At 43.7% G+C, this 24,193-nt stretch carries 24 protein-coding genes; 7 read left to right on the top strand and 17 right to left on the bottom strand.

Annotated features, from left to right (window positions below):
- Positions 1-30: 30 nt before the first annotated feature.
- The 5 genes from FTT83_RS07830 to FTT83_RS07810 all read right to left on the bottom strand — a co-directional run bounded on the left by FTT83_RS07830 (position 31) and on the right by FTT83_RS07810 (position 3,721).
- Positions 31-435 carry a biopolymer transporter ExbD gene (locus FTT83_RS07830; RefSeq protein ID WP_086195340.1) on the bottom strand — a complete coding sequence of 135 codons (405 nt, stop codon included), beginning with the start codon at positions 433-435 and terminating at the stop codon, positions 31-33.
- Positions 435-1,055 carry a MotA/TolQ/ExbB proton channel family protein gene (locus FTT83_RS07825; RefSeq protein WP_086195339.1) on the bottom strand — a complete coding sequence of 207 codons (621 nt, stop codon included), beginning with the start codon at positions 1,053-1,055 and terminating at the stop codon, positions 435-437. The genes FTT83_RS07830 and FTT83_RS07825 overlap by 1 nt, the downstream gene beginning before the upstream one ends.
- Positions 1,056-1,075: 20 nt before the next feature.
- On the bottom strand, positions 1,076-1,864 hold the full coding sequence (locus tag FTT83_RS07820; protein ID WP_086195338.1) for an energy transducer TonB: 789 nt from the start codon (positions 1,862-1,864) through the stop codon (positions 1,076-1,078).
- 210 nt (positions 1,865-2,074) lie between these two features.
- Positions 2,075-2,941: a formyltetrahydrofolate deformylase gene (purU, locus tag FTT83_RS07815; protein WP_086195337.1), complete on the bottom strand. Its 867-nt coding sequence runs from the start codon at positions 2,939-2,941 to the stop codon at positions 2,075-2,077.
- A 78-nt stretch (positions 2,942-3,019) separates the two neighbouring features.
- Positions 3,020-3,721 (bottom strand): TetR/AcrR family transcriptional regulator, encoded by a 702-nt coding sequence (locus FTT83_RS07810; protein ID WP_086195336.1) that lies wholly within the window; start codon positions 3,719-3,721, stop codon positions 3,020-3,022.
- Positions 3,722-3,837: 116 nt separating this feature from the next.
- On the opposite strand from FTT83_RS07810, the gene FTT83_RS07805 reads away from it, so the two are divergent.
- The 4 genes from FTT83_RS07805 to FTT83_RS07790 all read left to right on the top strand — a co-directional run bounded on the left by FTT83_RS07805 (position 3,838) and on the right by FTT83_RS07790 (position 7,723).
- Positions 3,838-5,286, top strand: a complete 1,449-nt coding sequence (locus tag FTT83_RS07805) for a coniferyl aldehyde dehydrogenase (protein ID WP_086195335.1) — start codon at positions 3,838-3,840, stop codon at positions 5,284-5,286.
- A 162-nt stretch (positions 5,287-5,448) separates the two neighbouring features.
- On the top strand, positions 5,449-5,685 hold the full coding sequence (gene rpmB, locus FTT83_RS07800; RefSeq protein ID WP_086195334.1) for a 50S ribosomal protein L28: 237 nt from the start codon (positions 5,449-5,451) through the stop codon (positions 5,683-5,685).
- A 12-nt stretch (positions 5,686-5,697) separates the two neighbouring features.
- Complete coding sequence (gene rpmG, locus FTT83_RS07795) at positions 5,698-5,853, top strand: 50S ribosomal protein L33 (protein ID WP_001205031.1); 156 nt, start codon at positions 5,698-5,700, stop codon at positions 5,851-5,853.
- A 151-nt stretch (positions 5,854-6,004) separates the two neighbouring features.
- Entirely contained in the window at positions 6,005-7,723 is a 1,719-nt protein-coding gene (locus FTT83_RS07790) for a cation:proton antiporter (protein WP_180174247.1), read from the top strand.
- Positions 7,724-7,776: 53 nt separating this feature from the next.
- On the opposite strand, the gene FTT83_RS07785 is transcribed toward FTT83_RS07790, so the two are convergent.
- From FTT83_RS07785 to FTT83_RS07730, 12 genes are all read right to left on the bottom strand, one after another.
- Positions 7,777-8,055 (bottom strand): hypothetical protein, encoded by a 279-nt coding sequence (locus FTT83_RS07785; RefSeq protein ID WP_086195332.1) that lies wholly within the window; start codon positions 8,053-8,055, stop codon positions 7,777-7,779.
- Positions 8,056-8,162: 107 nt separating this feature from the next.
- Entirely contained in the window at positions 8,163-8,666 is a 504-nt protein-coding gene (locus FTT83_RS07780; RefSeq protein ID WP_086195331.1) for a DUF6586 family protein, read from the bottom strand.
- A gap of 253 nt (positions 8,667-8,919) precedes the next feature.
- Positions 8,920-9,174 (bottom strand): RNA-binding protein, encoded by a 255-nt coding sequence (locus FTT83_RS07775; RefSeq protein WP_180082120.1) that lies wholly within the window; start codon positions 9,172-9,174, stop codon positions 8,920-8,922.
- A gap of 77 nt (positions 9,175-9,251) precedes the next feature.
- Positions 9,252-11,243, bottom strand: a complete 1,992-nt coding sequence (locus tag FTT83_RS07770) for an ATP-dependent helicase (RefSeq protein ID WP_180176472.1) — start codon at positions 11,241-11,243, stop codon at positions 9,252-9,254.
- Positions 11,244-11,495: 252 nt separating this feature from the next.
- Positions 11,496-12,653 carry a glycerate kinase gene (locus tag FTT83_RS07765; RefSeq protein ID WP_180176473.1) on the bottom strand — a complete coding sequence of 386 codons (1,158 nt, stop codon included), beginning with the start codon at positions 12,651-12,653 and terminating at the stop codon, positions 11,496-11,498.
- Positions 12,654-12,732: 79 nt separating this feature from the next.
- A complete protein-coding gene (locus tag FTT83_RS07760; RefSeq protein ID WP_180176474.1) occupies positions 12,733-13,305 on the bottom strand; it encodes an HdeD family acid-resistance protein in 573 nt (190 codons plus the stop codon).
- A 134-nt stretch (positions 13,306-13,439) separates the two neighbouring features.
- Positions 13,440-14,198 carry a hypothetical protein gene (locus FTT83_RS07755; RefSeq protein WP_180176475.1) on the bottom strand — a complete coding sequence of 253 codons (759 nt, stop codon included), beginning with the start codon at positions 14,196-14,198 and terminating at the stop codon, positions 13,440-13,442.
- 1 nt (position 14,199) lies between these two features.
- Complete coding sequence (locus FTT83_RS07750; protein ID WP_086195326.1) at positions 14,200-15,006, bottom strand: NYN domain-containing protein; 807 nt, start codon at positions 15,004-15,006, stop codon at positions 14,200-14,202.
- A gap of 96 nt (positions 15,007-15,102) precedes the next feature.
- Positions 15,103-17,742, bottom strand: a complete 2,640-nt coding sequence (gene topA / locus FTT83_RS07745; RefSeq protein ID WP_180176476.1) for a type I DNA topoisomerase — start codon at positions 17,740-17,742, stop codon at positions 15,103-15,105.
- A gap of 35 nt (positions 17,743-17,777) precedes the next feature.
- On the bottom strand, positions 17,778-18,227 hold the full coding sequence (locus FTT83_RS07740; protein ID WP_166169167.1) for an ammonium transporter: 450 nt from the start codon (positions 18,225-18,227) through the stop codon (positions 17,778-17,780).
- 70 nt (positions 18,228-18,297) lie between these two features.
- On the bottom strand, positions 18,298-19,299 hold the full coding sequence (locus FTT83_RS07735; protein ID WP_180176477.1) for a hypothetical protein: 1,002 nt from the start codon (positions 19,297-19,299) through the stop codon (positions 18,298-18,300).
- A gap of 226 nt (positions 19,300-19,525) precedes the next feature.
- On the bottom strand, positions 19,526-19,771 hold the full coding sequence (locus FTT83_RS07730; RefSeq protein ID WP_086195322.1) for a SlyX family protein: 246 nt from the start codon (positions 19,769-19,771) through the stop codon (positions 19,526-19,528).
- A 33-nt stretch (positions 19,772-19,804) separates the two neighbouring features.
- Between FTT83_RS07730 and FTT83_RS07725 the strand changes: the two genes are divergently transcribed.
- The 3 genes from FTT83_RS07725 (at position 19,805) to FTT83_RS07715 (ending at position 24,075) form a co-directional block, all read left to right on the top strand.
- Positions 19,805-21,715 (top strand): ATP-binding cassette domain-containing protein, encoded by a 1,911-nt coding sequence (locus FTT83_RS07725; RefSeq protein ID WP_180176478.1) that lies wholly within the window; start codon positions 19,805-19,807, stop codon positions 21,713-21,715.
- A 106-nt stretch (positions 21,716-21,821) separates the two neighbouring features.
- Positions 21,822-22,757: a lauroyl acyltransferase gene (locus FTT83_RS07720; protein ID WP_180176479.1), complete on the top strand. Its 936-nt coding sequence runs from the start codon at positions 21,822-21,824 to the stop codon at positions 22,755-22,757.
- A 217-nt stretch (positions 22,758-22,974) separates the two neighbouring features.
- Entirely contained in the window at positions 22,975-24,075 is a 1,101-nt protein-coding gene (locus FTT83_RS07715; RefSeq protein WP_086195319.1) for a glycosyltransferase family 4 protein, read from the top strand.
- Positions 24,076-24,193 lie beyond the last annotated feature (118 nt).

Below are 24,193 nucleotides of genomic sequence, written 5' to 3'. Positions count from 1 at the left end.
CCTTTAAGGTCGCTTTTTTAAAGGATCAGATTAGTTATCAGTCGCAAAGGCAATATCGCTGAGCCCGGCTTCGCTCGCACGAGACATCACTTGTGCAACCGTATCATAACGTGATTCTTTATCTGCTTTCAAAATAATGGTTGGCTGACGCTGTTCCTGACCCGCTTGGTTAAATTTCGTCTGCAATTCATCAAGCGTGAGCACCTTGCCATTCCAGGCAACCTCTCCACTGGCATTAATACTGATGGTGACGTTTTTAGGCGGCAAATCCGTAATATCTGCTGTGGTTTTAGGTAAGGTTAATGGAATTGACGGGTTAGCAACGGTTGCTGTCACCAGGAAGATGATCATCAATACCAACATAATATCGATCAGTGGAATGAGGTTCATCTCATTCATACCTACATCGTTGTCTTCGCCCAATTGAAAGCCCATTAAGCCTGACCTCCCACCAGATTGTTTGTTGCTGCTTTAGTTTCTACCTGAGCTGCACTGTCCTGTTGCAACATGGTATCAATCAACAAACTGTGTGCCTGATCTTGTAACTCGTGTGACAAACTTCGATTGGCACGGGTACACATGTTATAAGCCAGTACCGCAGGAATCGCGACAGCCAAACCCAGACCGGTCATAATCAAGGCTTCACCAACAGGTGTCGCCACTTGAGCCAAGCCTGCCTGACCACTCTTACCTACTGCAACCAGCGCGTGGAAAATACCCCAAACCGTACCAAACAAACCTACAAACGGTGCCAGTGAAGCAATGGTACCCAAAACTGCCACACCTTTTTCAGCATTGGATTTTTCAGCTGAAATTTGACGCAACAACGCCTGTTCTGCCACAGCTTTACGTTGTTCAAAATTCAAAGCTGCAAATTTTGCTTTTAACTTGCTTAACGCTTGAGAAAGTTGAGCATAAGCTTGTTGTTTCAGTTGGCGAGTCCCCATTATACGTAAAATGAAGATGGTCCATGTCGCAATCGACATTGCCAATAACACGAAATACAGGGTTTTACTCACTGCATCAGCATGTTGCCAATAAACTGAAAAGTTCATACTCGAACTCCTAATAAATGTTAGCCGCGTGGATTCACTGTCAATTCCAATGGGAGGTTAGCCTTGATTGGATAAGCCACGCCATTTTCTTTGTACGGTTTGAATTTGGAACTACGCACAGAGCGTAAAATCTTTTCATCTAAAGCAGGAACACCCGTCGAACGTACTATATGCGCTGAGGTAATTACCCCTTTTTCATTCGCTTCAATATACACCATGGCTGTACGCGTTTGCCCTTGCAGATCGCTATTGCTATAGGATGGTTTTGGCGAACGGCTCCATTGCACGCCTGAACCACCAATCACAACATTTTTTGGTGATGGCAATGCAGGAGGCGCAACCGGTGCAGGCGGTGTAACTGGCGCAGGTGGAGGTGTCACTGGTGCGGGTTTCACCACTTTGGTTTCAGAAATCGTGGTCGTTACTGTCGGTTTCGGTGGTGCTTCCACCGGTTTGATCACGGGTCTCGGTGTTTCTGCTTTTTTAACTTGTTGAACCTTTTCTACCTTTTTCGGTGGGGGTGGAAGCTGTTTTTTTACAATTTCAACCTGTTTCACTTCTTTCGGTTTTGGGGGTTCTTTTTTCGGTTCCGCTTTAGGCTTTGGTGGTAGCGGTTTTGCTGGCCCTTGAATTTTTACAAAACGCACCTTTAACGGTTCTTTTTCAATCGGTTTCAGTTCCGGAGTTTTCATGTGCCCTACCGCCCACAACACGCCCATGTGACCCACCACTACCGCAAGCAAGGCAGTGATCATTTTCTTTTTCATTGGATTGGGAGTTTGCATCTTTAGAGCGGAGGATTGACTCATTAAAATCAGTTACCTAATTTAAGCGATTGTAGATCTATAAAGATTTCAGCAATCAGGCTCATCGGTTAGTACAATTAAAGCACCCCAATAATAAATGAGAAGTGTTTTCATTTGCAACTATTAAAATGCCCGTTTTGATAAGTTTTTTGAATCGAAAACGAAAAAGGCATGCCTAAAACATGCCTTTTAAACCAGTATTTTTAGCAATATTTATTGAAAAACAACTGTTTTATTGCCATCCACAATAATACGGTCTTCCAGATGCCATTTCACTGCACGGGCCAAAACATTGCGTTCCACATCTTGTCCAAGTTCACGGAGCTGATCAACGGTGAAATCATGGTTCACGCGTTCCACATCCTGTTCAATGATCGGGCCCTGATCGAGGTCAGCAGTCACATAATGCGCTGTTGCACCAATCAGTTTCACCCCTTTATCATAGGCCTGTTTATACGGGTTCGCACCGACAAAGGCTGGCAAGAAGGAATGGTGGATGTTGATAATTTTCATTTCCCAGTTTTTAACAAATTCTTCATCCAGAATTTGCATATAACGCGCAAGAATCAGTAAATCGTTGCCCTGCATGATTTCATCGATTTTGGCATAGGCTTCACGTTTATTTTCTTTATTCACCGGCACCACTTCAAACGGAATACCAAAGTTTTCTACCGCTTCACGCAAGGTGTCATGGTTGGAGACCACTTTGGTAATTTCACATGGTAAACCGCCACGCGCATGACGCCATAACAGCTCAAGCAAGGCATGATCGACTTTAGAAACCAGAATCCCGACTTTTTTCACATCACTGACCAGTGCCAGACGCCAGTGCATGTCATAGCGTTCTGCCACATTGCTGGCAAAAGTCTGGGTTAAACTTTCTTTACGGCTTTGCAAATTTTCCAGTTCAAATTCAACACGCATGAAATAACGTCCGCCCTGAGCTTCAGTCGCGTATTGATCAAGTGCGGTAATATTTGCTCCCTGATGATACAAAAAGCTCGAAACAGCTTGCACGATACCTGGTTTATCTTCACAAGTAATCAGTAAACGTGCCGTGTTAGCAGTGGACATATTCATGTTGGTTAATATCACTAATCAGTTAAATTGAAAAACAAGCCGAGTATTCTAACGCTTTTTTTAGGCTTTCTAAATAGGCTAGCCTGCATCATGTTTTTTACTGGACGATAAACTTTCAAAAAGCTCTGAAGGGCCGAGCGTTTCAAGTAAATGTTCATAAGTTTGACGGCTTTCACCACGCAGATAAGCCCCTTCCAGAAATACCATTTGACGTAATGCCTGCCACACCCATTTTTCTTCCAGATGGTTCGAATCGGTAATATGACCTGACATATACAGGAAGTTGGTCCAGTTGGTCAAAACAATCCACAAGTTAATAATCAGGGCTTCAATTTCTGAGTCTGTCATTTCCATTAAGCCCGCATTCACGAAAGCTTTATAGATTTTTTGCCCCTGCTGCATCACCTGTCCGGCAAAGCGTGGATACATTTTTCTAAAATCTTCATTATTTTCAACCAAATGATAGACATCACGATGCAAAAAGCGATAGGCCCAAAGCTGGCTGCTCAGCACCTGAAAATAACGAATTTTATCGTTGGCATCAAGCGGACGATCATCAGGCAATGCCAGCATCTCCAGAGTTTCGCCTTGATACTGCTCCATTAACTCTTTGATGATTTCGTTTTTATTGCGAAAATGGTAATACAAATTACCCGGGCTCATATTCAGTTCAGCTGCAATATGATTGGTTGTTACCGAACGCTCACCGCGTTCATTAAATAACTGTAAGCTGAGCTGTAAAATACGTTCTTTGGTTTTCACCGTTTTGGAGTGAGACATCCTAAAGTAACCATTCATTCAATAGGTTAGCGAACTAACACATAAAGTAACTTGACTATTTAGAGTTTTTACTCTAAAAATTAAATTAATCGCTTTTTATTCAATGGTAGCAGGTCATGAACAGTCAGACAAAAACAACTTCAATGACACCACATTCGTTTAATATTCAGCACTTACATGACGTACTAGAACAGCAAAAGCACGCTTACCTGCGTCATTCCTTTCCATCGGCAAAAGAGCGGATTGACCGTTTAGCACGCCTCAAGCGTATCTTAGTTAAATATCAAGATCAATTTGCTGAAGCAATTAATCAAGACTATGGTAACCGTTCTATTGGTGAAACCAAAATCGGTGAACTACTCACCTGCCTTGAACAGATCAGATATTATAGCAAGCATTTGACCGGCTGGATGAAACCTTCGAAGCGTCATGTTGGAATTATCCATCAGCCAGCAAAAGCATGGGTGCAATATCAACCCTTGGGTGTGATCGGGATTATTGCCCCATGGAACTACCCATTATTGTTGTCGGTTGGTCCGCTCATTTGTGCAATTGCCGCTGGTAACCATGCCATGATCAAGATTTCTAGTGCCTCCAGTCATTTTGGTCGTGCCTTGGAAAAAGCCTTGGGTGAAGCATTTCCGACCGAACTGGTTGCGGTGATTAATGGTGGCGGACCAGTTTCCGATGCTTTTAGCCATTTAGCCTTTGATAAAATTGTTTTTACCGGTTCAACCGAAATTGGTAAAACCGTAATGGCAGCAGCTGCAGAAAACCTGGTGCCGGTAATTTTAGAACTGGGCGGCAAATCACCGGTACTGGTTCATCCTTCTATTGATTTGCAAGATGTGGCACAGCGCCTGGCTGCAGGTAAACTGTGGAATTCAGGTCAAACCTGTGTGGCACCGGACTATATGTTCCTGCCTAAAGGTAAAACCGCCGAATTTGTTGAGCATTTTAAAGCCTGTGTGGAAGAGATGTATCCAAGTATTGAATACAATCAGGATTACACCTCGATTATTAATGACAAACAATACAACCGCCTGCAGGGCTATCTGGAAGATGCCCGTACCCATGGCGCTAAAATTATTGAATTAAATCCGGCACATGAAGATTTAAGCAAGGTTCGAAAAATTGCGCCAACCGTCGTGACCGGTGTCACAACGGAAATGCGGATTATGAAAGAAGAAATTTTTGGTCCGATCCTTCCTATTCTGGAATATGATCAAATTGACGATGTGATTGACTTTATTAATAGCCGTCCTCGTCCACTTGCATTATACTATTTCGACTTTGATCAGGCGCGTGCCGACTATGTCGCACAGCATACTCATTCAGGGCATTTCGGACAGAATATGGTATTAACCCATGTAGCACAGGATGACTTACCTTTTGGTGGGGTCGGTGCTTCAGGTATGGGCAAATATCATGGTCCAGAAGGTTTCTTCAGTTTGTCGCATGAACGGTCAGTAATGTCTAATCCAAAGCTGTATAGCTTAAAATTCATTCTCCCACCGTTTAACAAGCCGATTCACAAACTAATTTCCAAGACCCTTCTTCGATAACTGATCAAGGCATGATCTATCACACATGATCATGCCGCGTTTTTCTTAAATTCGCTTGTCTTTTAAGCGTATTTTTGGTATAAAACGCCCCTTGAATGATTTCATCCGTTTACTTTTAATGACTAGCCGCACAATCGGTGCTGTCTAGCAATGGAGTTCACCATGTCTAAGGTTTGCCAAGTTACCGGCAAGCGTCCAGTCGTTGGAAACAATGTCTCGCACGCCAATAACAAAACCAAACGCCGGTTCGAGCCGAACCTGCATCACCACCGTTTCTGGTTAGAAAGCGAAAAACGTTTCGTACGTATTCGTTTAACCACTAAGGGTATGCGTATTATCGACAAATTGGGCATTGAAAAGGTTGTTGCTGATCTTCGTGCTCAAGGTCAAAAGATCTAAGGAGTCAGTACAATGCGTGATAAAATTCGCCTAGTTTCTTCAGCTGGTACAGGTTATTTCTATACTACGACTAAGAACAAACGTACTATGCCGGAAAAAATGGAAATCAAAAAATTTGATCCAAAAATCCGTCAACACGTAATCTTCAAAGAAGCTAAAATTAAATAATTTTGACTTCTTGAAAAAAGCGGCCCTTCCGGGTCGTTTTTTTTTGCATTTTTTTTACCCGACTTGTTACACTTCTAGACATTCTTTTTTGGCATTTTTTGTGCTTATTCTTTTTTACCCTTAACTTTGGCTCAAGCTTAAGGAGTCTTTAGTGCCTCATGATGTAGATCTGATTATATTACTTGCCGTTGGCTTTGGACTGGCACTCATTTTTGGCTATATTGCTGCACGTATTCATCTTCCTCCCCTGATTGGCTATTTAGTTGCGGGTATTGTGATTAGCCCGAATACACCAGGCATTGTGGGTGATATTCATCTTGCCAACCAGCTGGCTGAACTGGGGGTCATGTTCCTGATGTTCGGGGTTGGCATGCATTTTTCCTTAACCGACCTGATGCAGGTACGCCGTATTGCCTTACCAGGTGCAGTTCTGCAAATTGCTGTAGCAACCTTACTTGGGATAGGCGTAACGATGATCTGGGGCTGGAGTTTTGGCTCGGCACTGGTGTTTGGTCTAAGCCTGTCCTGTGCCAGTACCGTGGTCCTCCTGAAAGCCTTGGGAGACCAAGGTCTGATCAACTCTGTAAATGGCAAGATTGCAGTGGGCTGGTTATTGGTTGAAGATCTGGTCATGGTGCTGGTACTGGTACTGCTCCCTGCCACTGCAGTTTTACTGGGTGGAACAGCAATTTCCGGTTCAGACCCAAATGCCAATATCTGGATGACTTTAGCTGTCACCCTATTGAAAGTAGCCGGCTTTATTGCCTTTATGCTGATTGTAGGTAAACGTCTGGTACCCTGGATTATGCAGATCGTTGCCCGTCTGGGATCCCGTGAACTGTTTACCTTGACCGTAGTGGCTGCTGCGGTTTCTATAGCCTTTGGTGCTTATAAGGTTTTTGGTGTATCGATGGCACTGGGTGCATTCTTCGCCGGGATGGTGGTCAAAGAGTCCGATTTCAGCCATCGTGCCGAAGAAGAAACTTTACCCTTACGTGAAATTTTCTCAATTTTATTCTTTGTCTCAGTGGGAATGCTGTTTGATCCCATGATTTTAGTGCAGCAGCCCTGGCATGTTCTTGCCGTGGTGGCCATTATTATGATTGGCAAGACCATCGCGGCAATGGCACTGGTGCTGTTCTTCCGTTATCCAATTAACACCGCTTTAACAGTGGGTGCCAGCCTTGCACAAATTGGCGAGTTTTCTTTTATTTTGGCAACTTTAGGCGTTTCACTAAATCTATTGTCTTTAGAAGGACAAAACCTGATTTTAGCCGGTGCACTTATCTCCATTACCTTAAATTCATTTGTGTTCTCTGCCATTGAACCGGTACAAAACTGGATTCGTGAACGCTCACATTTGGCCCGCTTGCTTGAACGTAGTGGTGACCCGCTATCGATGTTGCCAGATGAAGTCTCACAAGAATACTTGCGTGATCAGGTGGTGATTGTTGGTCATGGTGAGGTGGGACGCCGCATTACCAAAGCCTTAATGCAGCAAGAAATTAAAGTGGTAATTGCCGAGGAAAACCGTGAGATCGTTGAAAGCCTACGTGACAAAGGCATTGCGGCGGTATCGGGACACGCGACCGAAGCCGGGGTACTCATTCAGGCGCATATCCAGCATGCACGCCTACTGGTACTGTCTCCAATGGATATTCTGGATATCCATAAAATTGTCGACATTGCCAAAACCTTGAATCCACAAATTCAGGTGTTGGTATGTGCAGAAAGCAAGGAAGAAGCTGAGGTGATTCGCCGTGAAAATATCGGTCAGGTTTATTTTGCCAAAGAAGAAATGGCTATCAACATGACCAACCATATTTTAAACCAGATCCAGATTGCGCATCATCAAGCACCGACACACTAATCTTCAATCCATAAAAAAGCGCACCAAAGTGCGCTTTTTAGGTTTAAATAAGCTTAGCTCAGATACTTCGGCTGTTCATCCATGATTTCAGCCTGCCATTCATTGACCTGCTTTTCCATCATAGCAAACAAAGCCGCCTGCATCATGTGCTGGGCAATCACCTGCGTTTGATCACCAAGTAACGCTTTGACCTGATCATTAAACTGAATCTTGACTAGCGGTTCTTTTTCAGAGCCTGCATTTCGCAATGCCAACTCACCACCTTCAAGTTGAACAAGTTCTAAAATCGCTTCTTGACTACCAAATAATTCTTTCAAATGTTCTATAGACATATATCCTCCATGTTCAACATGGTGGCAAAGGGCTGTTGCACTTTGCATTACTTAGACTATTTATATAAGGTCGATGACAGAAACTTCAAGAGTACCGGTGCTAAAGTTTAAAATTCAACCATCTCATTACGAAACCCGTCAATTAACTGGGTCAGGTCACGATGCCATTCACGCAGAATTTTGGTATCCGGCAACCAGGCTTGAGGGGTTTGGGTCACTTTAATAATCAGGTTGGAAGAGGTTTCATCTTCAGGTTCTGGAGCACTCGGTTCGGGTGCATATTGACACATACGGTAGGCACGTTTTAGCTCGGCAATAAAACCCTGTTTCGCCAGCTGCTGCATCACAGTCACTTCAGGCGAAATCTGTCCTTTTTCTGCCATATGTTCTTCAATCGATTTCAAGGTCGGGGCAAAATCATTTAAACGGTAGTAACGAACCAGTTCCTGCAAAAATGCCAATACTGCACCATGCAAATGAAATACCGCCGCTTCACGATGTGCCTGAGCTTGCTGAATATGATCGGTTTGTTCTGCTTGTTGGCATGCAAGACGTGCAAAATACAGTTTCTGATTGGTACGATCGGCATGAAAGCGAGCAACACGAGACATGGTGATTTCCTAAGATTTGGCATGATTACACCGTTAAGATTAAACGGTCTTTCAGAAAAATGACAATAAAAATTGTGGAAGATTCATTTCAATGAGTGAGATATCGAGTGTCACTTCAATGATCATGGATGATTTCAGCCAGAAGAATTTACATCCTTCCAGATCAAGAGATGGGGATTCAATAGACCAATTCAACCTGATCAAAGCCTGGTTATTTTATCCATAAAAAAAGGAGCATGGCTCCTTTTAGTTTTTATTCCGCCGCTGGCTTGTCTTCAGCCTGCTTCACACGAATCCCCGCTCCATGCAAACGCAGGGTATTTAAGCCTTTAATCGCTTTCACCGCTTCACGGCCATGTGGCATTTCCACAAAAGCAAAACCCTTTGATTTACCTGTTGCAGCATCTAGAACCAAGGTGCATGACTCTACCGTGCCATATTGCTTAAACAATTCCAGCAATTCAGCTTCTGTCACTGTACGTTCTAAATTACGGACTAAAATTTTCATCTGATGACCTTTCAATAGGCTAAAAAAACCAAAAAGCACTCGCCTACTTACTTTTTGCACTTCAATATTGAGATAGTTTAATCGAGATCGATACCAAAATCTAAATTAATCGATTGCCGCTCAATTAAGGCACTTTTTACGGTTTGCTGACGCGGCTTGTAATGGGTCTCGGTCGTACACAGGTTGCGGGTCAGGTCATTCAGGAAATAGCTTTCAATTTTTCGTCCCTGTTCATCGACCTGATCCCGCGCCCAAAGATTCAGATTTTGCTTGGTTAAAATCAGTTCATTTTTGGCACGGGTTAAAGCCACATAGAGCACCCGGCGTTCTTCTTCCACTTCATCAAAATTGCCTTGCGCACGTGCGTGCGGATACTGTCCGGCAGAAACATTGGCCACATAACAAATTTTCTGTTCTGTGCCTTTGGCCGAATGGATGGTAATCAGCGTCACCACATCATCTTCAGACTGGCGTTCTATTTCACTGATCGAGACCGGATCGAGCACATATTCTTCCAGAAATTCACTCAGCTGATCATGTTTGGTGGCCAGCTGCTTGACCAGGTCAAAATCACCCATGCGTTTCGACCAGTCTTTCTTGGCGTAGTTTTCTTCCAGCTGTTCGAGCAGTGCTTCTATCCCCAAAGTGACACAAGCCTGCACCTGATCTTTTAATACCGACATCTGCTTCATGATCAGCAGCGTTTTCTCGGGAATGCGGCCAAATTTTTCCAGTTTGTCGAAAATCAGTTCTGGATTGTCCTGCTGCAATAATTGCTGCGCCAGCTTACTGGCTCCAACATCTCCCACGCCATTCCATAAGGTCAGAAAACGCATCCAGGCAATATCATCCAGCGGATTGGCAATCACCCGCAATAAACTAAGTAGGTCTTTGACATGTGCGGTTTCCAGCAGTTTCATGCCACCAATAAAACGGTACGGCACATTGGCCTGAATAAAGGCCGCCTCAATGTGACGTGCGGCAAAACTGGAACGCACCAGTACCATATGATCATGCCACGGCGTGCCTTGCAGAAAATGCCGCTCTTTGATATCAATGGCAATCCATTTGGCTTCATCAAACTCGTTCGGGAAGATATGCAGTTTGGGTTTAATGCCCTCGCCACGATGTGCATCCAGACGTTTCTCATACTTGATTGGACTTTGATCAAGCAACCAGTTGGACAGATCTAAAATTTGCTGTGTAGAACGGTAATTCTGTTCCAGTTTAAAAATCTGTGCATCCGGTACGCGTTCTTTAAAATGGTGGATATTTTCAAAGTCTGCGCCACGAAAACCGTAAATCGACTGGGCATCATCCCCCACACAGAACAGGCTGACTTTATCTTTTAATGGTTCCAGCAAAGCCCATTGCAGCGGATTAGTATCCTGCATTTCATCCACCAGCATATGCTGGCAAATCGAGGCGACATAATCACTGAGACCTTCCGATTGAGCCAGTGCCGATGCCACAACTGCCAGAATATCGTCATAATCCAGAAAGCTGCGCGCACGTTTTCGTGCCTCATACTCTTTCATGATGTCAGCAATCTGATCTTTATATTCCAAAAATTCAGGATGCTGTTTCTCTAAAGCAATACTGAGTTTTTGTCGGGTATTGCGGGCAAAGGAATACAGATCACACAGCTCTTTCGGTTTTGGCAGTGCATTGGGATTTTTTTTATCATCCTTACTGCGAATTAAGCGGAACATCATCAACTGATCATCACGGTCGATAATCGAAAACTGTTCCAGACCAAAAGCTTTCGGAATACGGCGCAGCAGATACATACAAAAAGTATGAAAGGTGGATGCGCGTAAACCTTTGGCCTGCTCACCCAAAGCCAATTCGACACGTGCCACAATTTCACTAGCGGAACGGCGGGTAAAGGTCAAAATTTGAATTTGATTAGCTGGTACACCTTGATCAATCAGGTAAGCTGCACGAGCCACAATGGTTTTGGTTTTGCCACAGCCTGCCCCTGCAAGTACCAGACTATGCTTTGCCTCCGTGGTGGCAGCCTGTTTTTGTTGCGGGTTTAATTCATTAATCAGGGTGGCTAAACTCATGGTGTCTCATCGTGCTAGGGAGATGAATAGTTTAACAGAGGTTTTAGTAAAACCTGAGTAATGCGCCTTGATTCATTTTTTTATTCCTTAAGCATTTTTTCAAAAACTGAATACTGTGTTTACTCAATCAAATGCCCATCGTTATTCCCTCTCCTTTTTAAGGAGAGGGTTAGGGAGAGGTTACTATTTAAAACTCCCCTCATCCTAGCCTTCTCCCTGAGGGAGAAGGAACTTCACAAATTTGATGATGTCTTAACTATTTAATATAAGTTCATTAAAATTATAGTTTCTTACATATTGCTCAACTGCTTCTTCCAAATACATTGAAGCATGCGCAATTGCATGTTCCATTGAAATTTCAGGAGGATTAATCCCGATAATTTGACTAAAACCCAAGTCATAAAGTTCATCAATACCATCGCCAACTAGACCCGCAAAAGCAATCACAGGCTTATTCAATCGCTTCGCGACCTGCGCCACCCCAAATGGTGTTTTGCCAAATTTAGTTTGAAAATCAATTTTGCCTTCACCCGTCAATACATAATCAGCCTGAGCAATTTTTTCTGTCAATTTGGTCTGTTCAATTACCAGCTCTACACCTGAACGAATCTTGGCACCTGCAAACACCATCAAACCAAAGCCTAGACCACCTGCTGCACCAGCCCCTGCGATATTTTGTTTGCTGATGTTTAATGCTGATTCAATCACATATGCAAAATGAGCAAGATTTCGGTCCAGTATTTTCACCATTTCAGCTGTCGCCCCTTTCTGCGAACCAAAAACAGCAGATGCACCATTTGCACCACATAAAGGATTGTTCACATCGCTGGCGATAACGATCTCAGTCTGTGCTAAACGGGCATCCAAACCGGAAAGATTGATACTTTGAATCTGATCGAGCTGACCACCGCCCACAGCAACCTCAGAGCCTGTGACATCGAGAAATTTTACGCCCAAAGCCTGTGCCATACCCGCACCGGCATCATTGGTCACGCTGCCGCCCAGCCCCATAATGATTTTAGATACGCCTAAATCCAGTGCAGTTTTAATCATTTCTCCGGTACCCACAGTGGTGGTGAGCAAAGGATTGCGCTGGGCAGGTTCTAAAAGATGGATACCATTGGCTTTGGCCATTTCGATAATGGCTGTTTTTCTCCCATCGACTAAACCGAAGTAGGTTTGGATTTTTTGTGAGGCTAATGGGCCAGTCACCTCACAATCAATCTTTTGTCCGCCTTGTGTAGCAATCAGAGCATCCACAGTACCTTCACCACCATCTGCCATGGGCACCAAAATACACACCGCATCTGGATATACATTTTGAATGCCACGCTGCATAGCCTGACAGGCCTGTTCGGCGGTCATACTTTCTTTAAAGGAATCGGGGGCAAGAACAAAGGTTTTAGGCATAATCAACAAAAAATGAAAGCAATAAATCTTTATACAATAAAAAAGAGCGCTCTATGCGCCCTTTTCTCCCAGTTCACTATTATACATCTGCCGAACTTTGCGGTACTTCACGTTTGATATACGATGCTAAAGTCAAATAATTAATCCCCTGAAATAAAACATCTATCGCCAGAAACAGCCCCAGTACCCAGAACGGAGCATCAGGTGATTTTAAAATCATAATCCCGGTCACCAGGGTTAACAGGCCCGAAAATAAGATCCAGCCCCAACCTTGATACACTTTAAAAATAATGGCACTAAAAATACGGATGATACCGGCCACGATCAATACAATTGCCAAGAGATTGGTCAGCACAATCGCGGTTTTTACCGGTGTGCTAAAAGCATAATAACCAGCAACCAGATACAGTACGCCAAACAGGGCCCATAGCCAGCGGGTCCCCCCTTCAAAAATTTTAAAAGCTGCAACAAAATGCAGAACACCGCCAATCATCATCAGTATGCCAAACAGGAATACCACAGAAAGCGTAGCAAAAGGTAGTGAAGCAAGCAGTACAAGAGCAAACAAGGTCAGTACAATGCCCAGAGCTAAATACCATTTTCGATTTTCATGCAGCTGATGTCGAACTAAATCATTTCCTACTGTTCTCATGTTTTTTCTCAAGTCTTTTGTTTAGGAATACCTGTAGTTTTAGCTGATTTTCGGTCAAAAGTCTGTTATTTCTCTGCATTTTAATCCACAGCCCGATATGCAACTATGGATAAAAGCATCGTTATCCCCCAGGATTATTTTTTCCAGCCCAATTCAATTGCGGTCATTTCATTAATTAAAGTCTGCTTCAATGAATCCGGCATTTTGCTTTTTTGTTCCGAAACCGGGATATATCCCGCCATCAACTCTGCTTTGACTTGCGGAAATAAAGGCTGCTGCTTTGGATAAGCATAACCCAGTGGATAAATGGGCTGACCTGTCGTTAAATCATATTTGTCACTTGCACCAAAAGCATGGAGCAACTCATGCACCAGTACAATCTTGTTTTGTTCAGCCTGCTTTTTCGATGCAAATAAATTCACCGAACCAATGCGGCCTTTTTGCAAGGCAGTGGAATGTTTCAACTCTTTAATTTTTTCGGGATCATAATAATTTAAATACAGGGTCACACTGGGTGAACCGTCAGCACGTTCATGCTGTTTCCATGCATAAAAACGGAATTTCAGACTCCATAAAATATTATCCAGCATGGTTGCCTGTGGGGGTACTTTCGGGGGCAATTGTTTCAGTTCACGACCCAACTGAAAATAAATGGCAATTGGCTGTCCGCGATACTGTGCCGACATCTGCTGGAGATATGCTTGTGCTCCATTCAGTTCAGACAAGTTTAGCGATTGAATATAGCTTTGAGTCGCAGCTCGCCCATCTGCATTGACAGGATGCAGCATGACTATAATGGGTTTGGACCAGTCCTGGTTCTGGTCACGGTAGGCATTTACTGCCACAATCAATAAAATGATGAGTAAACACAGTATCCGAATGTTTTTCCACATATTATCCAATGCTCTGCTTTTTTATTTTTCTTAAATACATTTGACTCATTTCAATTTTAGTTTCAAATAAATTAAGCGTTTTTATCAAACCTGATAATTTAGCTCGACCATAATTTCGTGAATCAAAATCAGGTTTTACTGCACTAATATATTGTCCAACCATACCCAAATTTGCCCAGCCATTTTCATCAGCGTTATCTTTAACAGCTTTATAAATCAAATTTAAAGTAGCCCGATCCATTGCTTCGGGTAAAGTACTTTCTTTAGTTTGTTGGATAGCTTTAGATTCTGTTGTCTTTACAGTTTCTGCTATTTTTTTATCTTGTACTAATGCTAATTCCTCATCCTCACCATTTTTAACATCTACATCCGTTAGGAGATTTTCTACATAAATAAATTTATCACATGCCTTTTTAAAAGCTTCAGGAGTCGATTTCTTACCAAAACCATAAACACTCAGACCATTTTCACGAATACGTGAAGCCAAAGGAGTAAAATCACTATCACTTGATACAATACAAAAACCGTCTAATGCACCTGCATACAGTAAATCCATAGCATCAATAATTAAGATCATATCTGTGGCATCTTTGCCTTTTGTATAAGCAAATTGCTGAACAGGAGTTATTGCATGAGGCAGTAGAACATCTCTCCATTTTTTTAACGCTTCACTACTCCAATCTCCATACACTCTTTTTACACTTGCAATTCCATATTTAGCGACTTCTTCAAGTACAGATGAAATGGCGTTAATTGATGAATTATCTGCATCGATTAATACTGCAAACTTTTTTGTTTGAATTTCCACTCTTACCCCAATTAAAAATTTGATTCAGTTGTTATATAAATTATTTTGGCATAAAAAATGCCGACTTCCGTCAGCATTTTTTGCATTTCTTAAAACTTAAGCTTCAACCCATTTTCCATCATTGAAAACCAATGACCATTTGGTTTGCTTGCCTTCAGCATTTTCAGAACCAATATATTGCGCCTGATTCTTACGACTGAATTTCACCAAGGTTGGGTTGCCTTCAGGGTCGACATCCGGTGCTTGCAAAATAAACTGGTATTTTGGATCCAGCTGCTCAGCCACGGTACGGAGTTCAGCCACTTTCGGTGCGCGGGTTTCACGCACTTTCGGGAACTTGCTGGCCGCCAGGAATAAACCTGCTGCGCCATCACGAAGTACAAAGAAATCATCATGCTTGGTCGAACGCAGGTGTTCCATTTTAATTGGATCTACACGCGGAGGTGCAGGCTGACCATTCTTTAACACTTTACGGGTATTGTCACAACTGGTGCAGGCAAAGTAAGGTCCAAAACGACCGGTCTTGAGCTGCATCTCGCCATGACATTTATCACATGGAATGGTTGGACCATCATACCCCTTAATCTTGAACTCGCCTTCTTCCAGTTCAAAACCGGCACAGTCCGGATTGTTCCCGCATATATGCAGTTTACGGCCGCCATCAATTACATAGCTGTCCATGGCTGTACCACAAATCGGACAGCGTTTTTTCGACATCAAGTCAGCCGTTTCTGCTGCGTCGTCATCCGACAGCGCGGCCAGAGACTCAACCGGGGTTAAATTCAGCGTGCCTTTACAACGCTCTTTAGGCGGCAGGTTATAGCCTGAACATCCCAAAAATACGCCTGTGGTTCCAGTACGAATCTGCATTGGACGCGAACATTCAGGGCAATGTACCGCTTCCACTTCCACAGGCAGGTTACGGCGCATGCCGTGCTCGCCTTGTGCTGTGGTCAAGCGCTTCTTAAAGTCGCCGTAGAAATTATCCAGCAACTCTTTCCAGTTCCGCTGACCATCGGCCACTTTATCCAGCTGACCTTCAAGATCTGCGGTAAAGTCATAGTTCATCAGGTTATTGAAACTTTCATCCAGACGATCGGTCACAATTTCGCCCATCTTTTCGGCAAAAAGACGACGATTATCCAGCTTCACATAGCCACGATCCTGAATGGTAGAAATAATGGCTGCATAAGTCGAAGGACGGCCAATACCTTTTTTCTCTAATTCTTTTACCAGTGAGGCTTCAGTGAAACGAGCAGGTGGTTTGGTAAAGTGCTGTGATGGATCCAGTTTTTCTAGTTTCAGTATTTCACCGACTTTCACGGCAGGCAATAACACATCATCATCCGACTTGTTTTGTCCGCGCACTTTGGTGAAACCATCAAAGACCAGAGTACGGCCTTTGGCTTTCAGTTCCACACCGTTGGCATCGACTAAAATGGTCGAAGACAGATATTCTGCCGGAGTCATCTGACAGGCAACAAACTGGCGCCAGATCAGGTCATATAAACGCTGTGCATCACGTTCTACGCCTGCAAGGCTGTCGCCTTTCAACGCCACATTTGAAGGGCGAATGGCTTCATGGGCTTCTTGTGCACCCGCCTTGTTGCCATAACGGTTTGGCTTGGCAGGCAGATATTTTGCACCAAACTCAGATTCAATATGACCACGCACCATATTGACCGCATCATCGCTCAGGAAAGTGGAGTCGGTACGCATGTAGGTGATAAAACCTGCTTCATACAGACGCTGCGCCAGCATCATGGTTTTCTTTACAGAAAAACCTAAACGTGTGCTTGCAGCCTGTTGCAGGGTTGAGGTGATATATGGTGCGCTTGGGTTGACCTTGGTCGGTTTATCTTCACGACTGGCAACTTTATATTCAGCACCTTTGATCAGGTTGAGTAAAGCATCAGTTTCAGCTTGATTACGCAGTTTGAGGGTTTTACCGCCCTGCTTCACAGCTTCAAGACGGATATCATCTTTTTGAGATTTGGTATCTGCAAAAACCTGCCAGTATTCTTCAGGAATGAAGGCACGAATTTCACGTTCGCGTTCCACTACCAGTTTGACGGCAACCGACTGTACACGACCTGCCGACAAACCGCGGGCAATTTTTTCCCATAACAGTGGCGAGATCATGAAGCCTACAACACGGTCGAGGAAACGGCGGGCTTGCTGCGCATTGACCTTATCGATATCCAGGCGTGCCGGCTGTTTAAAAGCTTCCTGAATGGCATTTTTAGTAATTTCGTTAAACACCACGCGCTGATAGCGTGAATCATCTCCGCCAATGACTTCTTTTAAATGCCAGGCAATGGCTTCCCCTTCACGGTCCAAATCCGTTGCAAGGTAGACTTCATCGACTTGCGATGCCAGTTTTTTCAGTTCCGCCACGACATTTTCTTTGCCTGGAAGCACTTCATAGTGCGCTTTCCAGCCATGCTCAGGGTCAACGCCCATACGGTTGACCAAAGCCTGTTGCGCTTTTTCCGCTTTTTGTTCATCGGTCAGTTTGGCACGTGATACAGGTTTTTTTTCTGTACTTTTAGATCCGCCCGTCGGCAAGTCACGGACATGGCCCACCGATGATTTTACGATGTAATTTGGACCCAGATATTTGTTGATTGTTTTCGCTTTTGCAGGCGACTCCACAATCACTAAGGCACGTTTGTTCGCAGCACTCGGTGATTTTGCTGTGGTGCTTTTGGATGTGGACCGAGGAGCGTTCGCCATAGTTAACCGTTAATCCTGTTTGATGGGTTTATAAATTAAAATTCAGCCAAAGACGTTAAATAAGCTTTGATGTCATCTAACTGAGTTGCTCGAAGGTCTGATTCTTCATCCCAATAGAGTCCTACACAGTTTGCCTGCATATCAATAGCATAAATGCCCTTTAATGCAATGGGAAAATCGTTAAACTTCTCATCACCTTGCACAACTTTGAGTTTCTGATCTTCCACACGTGCACGCATCAATGGCAGTCGGGCATCTGGAATTAAAATGCTGTAATAAGCCACCATGCTGGCACGCTTTTCCGTTGCCATGGGCACTTTGGTCCAATCGGGAGCGGCCACTAAACGCGGATGTAAAGCCATCTTGCGCGCCTTTTCACGCATCAGACCTAATGCTTTTTCTCTTGGGCTGACACGTAGCCCAAAAATTGAGCCGAGTACAAACAGCACAATAAAGACTGTAATCCAAATTCCAGTATTTTCCATAGCACAACCTTTTTATTCCTTTATTAGAGTTGCATAAGCTGAATATAAAACGCAAGTTACAGCGATAAAATTAATTCAGGAACAGCTCATGACTATACAGGACTTCAGTACCATTCCAGTAAATATATCCTTTCTCAATCAATTCATTAAGCAATAATCGCACATCCGATTTCGGAAAAAGCTGCTCCAGCAAATCGCGCAAGGCATAAATGTCTTTCGGTTTATCGGATTTTAATTCGCGTAGTTTTTGCGCCACAATCACCTGCACCGGATCAATCTTGGAAAAGTTTTTAAATAACTCTTTTTGTGCCTGATGCAATGTTTTGGCCTGCACTTCTTCTACTTCTTGTTGTGAAGATTCAGGGGATAAATCAGCAAAAGCAGCAGAAATATTTTGCGATTTATCTAAAGATTTTTCCTGCTCTAAATCTAGTTGCATCCATTGCTTAATGACTTTTTTACGGAAACTGATTTGCTGGTCAAAACGTTTCACAATTTTTAGATTAATCAATAAGCCAATGAGATGCTGAAGCTGATCATTTTCGACTTGCAAAATATTCGCCAGCGAGTTCTTCAATTTCTCCAGCGTATTCGGTTTGCCCTTCATTTTCCCTAAAGCATCACAATACTTTTTGACAAGCAACAAATCCGGTTTTTGCAGAATGGTCTCGACACTGGGAATTTTGTACTTTGTATTTAACGCCGGTTCTTCAGCCTGAACCTGGATCAGACTACAGTTCAGGTTGGAAGACTGCAGCATTTCGAGCAACATTTCACTGCTTGGCATGGCAGAGATGAGTTCAATAGAAACATCGGCATCTAGCAGCGCAAGCAGTTGCCCAACCACAACCGCATACTCAAACTCTTTGTGCTCGACTTCTGCCGTTTCCAGAATGACCACTTGCCCACTGCTGACCCAACTTGAAAATTCCGTTAAATATTGCAGAGAATATTCAAATTTTCCCTGACAATTAAACAGGTAAATTGCTGCATAATGCGGAATGATGTTACGCAACAATTGCGCAGTCGGCATATTATTTTCAAGATCAAGAAGAACGACTTTATGACTCATATCTTCGAATAAACAGTTCGGCTAGGCAGATGCCGTGCATTAGAACGGGAACCATGGCAAAGGTCAAATACTTTATGCTTCTGGTTTTTTACTCAGTGGCATGACTCAACCTAGTGCTTTAATTTTAGAAGGTTATTCAATGGCAAAGGAAAGGATAAGTTAAGTTCTTTTTCAAATAAAAAAGCCCTGATCAACACCAAGGCTTTAATACACGGACGGGTTCAGCTCAATAATGCGGTGGCCGGTTGGACATCGGATCAAAGGCAGCAATGCCTTCCGATAAATCGGCAGATTCCACACGCTGATAAAGCAGCTGCATTTGCTTCTTTAAATCCATAATTTCAATATGTTGACGTGTTACCTGTTCATTCAACTGTTCAACTAAATCATCTAAAAATGTAATTCGGACTTGCAAATCTTCCAAGTGTGCGGAAAATGACGCCTGATCATTAAGATTTTTTTGTTTAGTCATTTTAAGTCCTCATTGGGGATTTCAGGAAACAGTATGGCCTATATTACTTTAAGGGATGTCCAACTTGCGTTTGGCGGACCGTCCCTGCTCGACGGCGCGAACTTTAATCTGGAACGCGGTGAACGAGTCTGTTTGATTGGCCGTAATGGTGAGGGTAAGTCTACCTTACTTAAACTCATCGAAGGAAGTTTGCTACCAGATCGTGGTGAAGTTTCTATACAAAATGGCATCACCATTTCCATGCTGGCCCAAGATGTACCGATGGATTCCGGCAAAGTCGCCGACATTGTAGCCGATGGTGCAGGTGAAGCTGCTGCTGTACTAAAAGCTTATCATGAAGCCAGTGATGCCTGCGTACTGGGAGATATGGAAGCCTGCGACCGCATGGGTAACTTACAGCACAAACTCGATCAAGTCGATGGCTGGGCTTTAGAGAACAAAGTAAATTCAATTTTAAGCAAAATGGGGTTAGACCCGGATGCCGATTTAGCCGATTTGTCCGGTGGTCGTAAACGTCGTGTTCTTTTAGCACGTGCCCTACTCACTCAACCCGATGTACTTTTACTCGACGAACCAACAAACCATCTGGACGTTGAAAGTATTGAATGGCTGGAAAAATTCCTGCTCGATCAAAATAATCTGACCCTGTTATTTATTTCGCATGACCGTTCATTTGTCGACAGCATTGCCACCCGTATTGTCGAGTTGGACCGTGGTCAATTGCGCAGTTTTGAAGGCAACTATTCACGTTACCTTAACCTTAAAGCTCAGCAAATGGAAGCAGAAGAAAAGCAAAATGCTTTATTCGACAAACGTTTAGCTGAAGAAGAAGTCTGGATTCGTCAAGGCATTAAAGCACGCCGTACCCGTAACGAAGGCCGTGTCCGTGCCTTAAAAGAATTGCGTGAAGAATCAAAAGCACGTCGCTCACAGCAAGGCAAAGTGAGCATGGCCACTCAGGACGCCAACCGCTCAGGCAAGGTCGTGTTTGAAATTGAGCATTTACGTGTGGCCTTTGGCAATCAGGAACCGATTATCAAAGATTTCTCTGCCTTGGTATTACGTGGCGACCGTATAGGTCTGGTCGGTGATAACGGTGTCGGTAAAACCACGCTGATCAAAGCTATTCTAGGCGAGATTGAACACGGTGGTTCGGTAAAAACCGGCACCCAGCTTGAAATTGCCTATTTTGACCAGCTACGTAATGCACTTGATTTAGAGAAATCGGTTAAAGACAACGTTTCTGAAGGTTCGGACTTTGTCGATGTCAATGGTGGCCGCCGTCATATCTATAGCTATTTACAGGACTTCCTGTTCTCACCTGAACGTGCGCGTACACCGGTTAAAGCGCTTTCTGGTGGTGAACGTAACCGTATTCTGCTCGCCAAACTATTGCTCAAACCATCCAACCTGATTGTGATGGATGAACCGACCAATGACCTGGATATGGTGACGCTTGAACTGCTAGAAGAAATGCTCGGCTATTATAAAGGTACTCTGTTACTGATTTCGCATGACCGTGCCTTTATGGACAACGTCGTGACATCCACCTGGGTATTTGACGGCAAAGGCAATATCGATGAATACATCGGCGGTTATCAGGATTACTTGCAACAACGTCCTGATCAGACTGTGGTTGATCAGAAAAGTGATGTCAAAAAAGCCGTGGCCAAAGCAGAAGCCAAAGCGGCTGAACCTGCTCCGGCAAAGAAAGTGAAACTCAGCTATAAAGATCAGCGTGCTTTAGAGCAACTGCCTGCTGAAATGGAAGCGCTGGAAAAAGAGCAAGCTGAAATTAACGCTCAACTTGCCGATGGTTCCCTGTTTGTGAGCGATGCAGACAAAGCCATGAAACTTTCCAACCGCTTGACTGAAATTGATGACCTGTTACTGGAAAAATTAGAGCGTTGGGAAGAATTAGAAAATCTTGTTAACAGCAACTGATCTGATTCATTCTAGGGGCACCTGTAATTGGCGTTGCAGGTGCTTTTTTATTAAAAAAATAACTTCATGTTACACTTGCAAAAAACTTTTGTTCAAAATGGTCACTATGAGTAAAAAGCCAGATTACACTCCCGGAGAATTCCAATGGTCTTTCCTGCTCCCTCAATATTGGGGCATCTGGATTGGGATTGTCTTACTGATGATTTTGGCGATCTTACCTTGGGCGATTCAGTACCGCTTGGCCACTTTTATTGGCAATCTGGCCTTCGACAAGCTGAAATCGCGCCGCAAAACCACAGTCCGTAATCTGGAAGTCTGTTTTCCTGAATGGTCTGCACAGCAGGTTCAGGAGAATGCACGTCAAGTTTTTATCGACCAGATGATTGGGATTTTTGAAACATTGAATGCCTGGTACTGCCCGCAATGGTTTAAAGACCGCGTCACGATTGAAGGCCTGGAACATATTCAAAATGCCCAAGCCGCAGGAAAAGGCGTTTTACTGCTTGGTACGCATTCTACTTTGCTGGATGCCGGTGGCTACCTGTGTGCCCAGTATTTCGAACCGGATGTGGTTTATCGTCCGCAGAACAATCCTTTGCTCGATATGCTGATTTACCGCTGTCGTGCCACTATTTATGCCCACCAGATTGACCATGACGACATGCGTGGCCTGATTCGCAATCTGAAAGAGGGTCATGCCATCTGGTATAGCCCGGATCAGGATTTTGGTTTAAAACAGGGTGTGATGGCACCGTTTTTCGGTACTCCTGCTGCCACGGTAACGGCACATCGCCGTTTACTGAAAATATCCAAAGCCGTACCAATTCCTTTATATTTTTATCGTAGCGGTGATTTAAAAGATCCGCGTTATCATGTACTGATTGAACCTGTGGTGGATAATCTGCCCAGTGAAGATGAAGTCGATGATGCCACACGTGTCAACCAGATTATTGAACGTCAGCTGCGTATTGCCCCGACCCAATATATGTGGTTCCATCGTCGCTTTAAAACTCGTCCGGAAGGCTTTGAGAAAATCTATTAATAAGATAATTAAGATAACTAAGAAACCTCGCACAGAATCTACTATCGTGTAAAGGCGACAAGGATGTCGCCCGTTAGACTGCGATATCATGGATGTATCGTCAGTCCAACAGATGGTTTTGTTACTTTTGCCGAAACAAAAGTAAAGAATAAACTCCTAATATTGGATAAATGAACGGTAAAACTCCGCTTTGCGACAACCCTAAAGGCAAAAAACCATGAAAGTGATGCAACTTCTTCCTGAACTGAATAGCGGTGGCGTAGAACGCGGTACTTTAGAAATCGCCCGTGCCTTGGTTGCAGAAGGTCATGAATCTTTGGTGGTGTCGAATGGTGGCCGGCTAGTGGCCCAGCTTGAAGCGGAAGGTTCAACACATTTGATGCTAGCCATTCATAAAAAAGCCCTGTCGAGCTTATGGCAAATTCGTCCGCTACGTCAGCTGATTGAACAGCACCAACCAGATATCGTGCATATACGTTCCCGCGTGCCTGCATGGCTGACCCATTTTGCTTTAAAAGGCATTCCTGCTGCGCGTCGTCCACATTTAATCAGTACCGTGCATGGCTTCTATTCAATTAACCGTTATAGTCAAATCATGACCCAGGCTGAAAAAGTCATTGCCGTATCGGATAGCGTGGTGAAATACATCACCGACAACTACAAAAATTGTCCAGCGCAGGATATTGTCCGGATTTACCGTGGCATAGACCCTACCGCTTTCCCACATGGTTATCAGCCGTCTGTACAATGGCTGAATCAAACTTTTAAAGACTTTCCTGAACTGGAAAACAAGTTTTTACTCTGTCTTCCAGGACGGATTACCCGTTTAAAAGGTCATGAAACCCTGATTGGATTGGTCGAAAAATTACAGCAACAATACCCCAACTTGCATGCGGTAGTGGTGGGTGGAGCCGATCCGAAAAAAGCCGCTTATTTGAAAGAAATGCAGGACACAATTCAAGGCAAAGGCTTAACTGACAAAATCACTTTCGTTGGTCATCGCTCAGATATTCGTGAATGGCTGGCATTTAGCGATGTGGTGCTCTCCCTTTCCAATCAGGCAGAAACCTTTGGTCGTACTGCTTTAGAAGCACTATCGGTAGGCACTCCGGTGATTGGCTGGAACCGTGGCGGGGTTGCGGAGATCTTATCGCAGCTGTATCCACAAGGTTTAATTGCCGTGGATGATCACGCTGCACTGTTCAATGCAGTCAAGAATCATCTGGATGAACCGCAACAAGTAAAGCCAGTCACAACATTTAGCTTGAAAGAGATGTGTGATCAGACGCTTCACTTATATAAGCAAGTCTTGAAATAGACTTCATTGATTATATAAGCAAGTCTTGAAATAGACTTCATTGATGAGTCATTTTTCAATGGCGACAAGCTGTTAGTAATACCGAAATTAAAAGCAAATTTTCGTAAACATTGAATAA

Origin of the sequence: Acinetobacter sp. YH01018, from assembly GCF_013420295.1 — a bacterium.
Lineage (GTDB): Bacteria > Pseudomonadota > Gammaproteobacteria > Pseudomonadales > Moraxellaceae > Acinetobacter.
This window is presented reverse-complemented; position numbering and strand designations above follow the sequence as displayed.

Bases quoted from the DNA above. Each gene is read 5' to 3' on its own strand.
- FTT83_RS07725 (WP_180176478.1), top strand. From the start codon at position 19,805: ATGGCCTATATTACTTTAAGGGATGTCCAACTTGCGTTTGGCGGACCG.
- FTT83_RS07780 (WP_086195331.1), bottom strand. From the start codon at position 8,666: ATGTCTCGTGTTGCTCGCTTTCATGCCGATCGTACCAATCAGAAACTG.
- FTT83_RS07770 (WP_180176472.1), bottom strand. From the start codon at position 11,243: ATGAGTTTAGCCACCCTGATTAATGAATTAAACCCGCAACAAAAACAG.
- FTT83_RS07715 (WP_086195319.1), top strand. From the start codon at position 22,975: ATGAAAGTGATGCAACTTCTTCCTGAACTGAATAGCGGTGGCGTAGAA.
- FTT83_RS07820 (WP_086195338.1), bottom strand. From the start codon at position 1,864: ATGAGTCAATCCTCCGCTCTAAAGATGCAAACTCCCAATCCAATGAAA.
- FTT83_RS07775 (WP_180082120.1), bottom strand. From the start codon at position 9,174: ATGAAAATTTTAGTCCGTAATTTAGAACGTACAGTGACAGAAGCTGAA.
- FTT83_RS07785 (WP_086195332.1), bottom strand. From the start codon at position 8,055: ATGTCTATAGAACATTTGAAAGAATTATTTGGTAGTCAAGAAGCGATT.
- FTT83_RS07765 (WP_180176473.1), bottom strand. From the start codon at position 12,653: ATGCCTAAAACCTTTGTTCTTGCCCCCGATTCCTTTAAAGAAAGTATG.
- FTT83_RS07740 (WP_166169167.1), bottom strand. From the start codon at position 18,227: ATGGAAAATACTGGAATTTGGATTACAGTCTTTATTGTGCTGTTTGTA.
- FTT83_RS07730 (WP_086195322.1), bottom strand. From the start codon at position 19,771: ATGACTAAACAAAAAAATCTTAATGATCAGGCGTCATTTTCCGCACAC.
- topA (WP_180176476.1), bottom strand. From the start codon at position 17,742: ATGGCGAACGCTCCTCGGTCCACATCCAAAAGCACCACAGCAAAATCA.
- FTT83_RS07805 (WP_086195335.1), top strand. From the start codon at position 3,838: ATGAACAGTCAGACAAAAACAACTTCAATGACACCACATTCGTTTAAT.
- purU (WP_086195337.1), bottom strand. From the start codon at position 2,941: ATGAATATGTCCACTGCTAACACGGCACGTTTACTGATTACTTGTGAA.
- FTT83_RS07810 (WP_086195336.1), bottom strand. From the start codon at position 3,721: ATGTCTCACTCCAAAACGGTGAAAACCAAAGAACGTATTTTACAGCTC.
- rpmB (WP_086195334.1), top strand. From the start codon at position 5,449: ATGTCTAAGGTTTGCCAAGTTACCGGCAAGCGTCCAGTCGTTGGAAAC.
- FTT83_RS07825 (WP_086195339.1), bottom strand. From the start codon at position 1,055: ATGAACTTTTCAGTTTATTGGCAACATGCTGATGCAGTGAGTAAAACC.
- FTT83_RS07760 (WP_180176474.1), bottom strand. From the start codon at position 13,305: ATGAGAACAGTAGGAAATGATTTAGTTCGACATCAGCTGCATGAAAAT.
- rpmG (WP_001205031.1), top strand. From the start codon at position 5,698: ATGCGTGATAAAATTCGCCTAGTTTCTTCAGCTGGTACAGGTTATTTC.
- FTT83_RS07755 (WP_180176475.1), bottom strand. From the start codon at position 14,198: ATGTGGAAAAACATTCGGATACTGTGTTTACTCATCATTTTATTGATT.
- FTT83_RS07720 (WP_180176479.1), top strand. From the start codon at position 21,822: ATGAGTAAAAAGCCAGATTACACTCCCGGAGAATTCCAATGGTCTTTC.
- FTT83_RS07735 (WP_180176477.1), bottom strand. From the start codon at position 19,299: ATGAGTCATAAAGTCGTTCTTCTTGATCTTGAAAATAATATGCCGACT.
- FTT83_RS07830 (WP_086195340.1), bottom strand. From the start codon at position 435: ATGGGCTTTCAATTGGGCGAAGACAACGATGTAGGTATGAATGAGATG.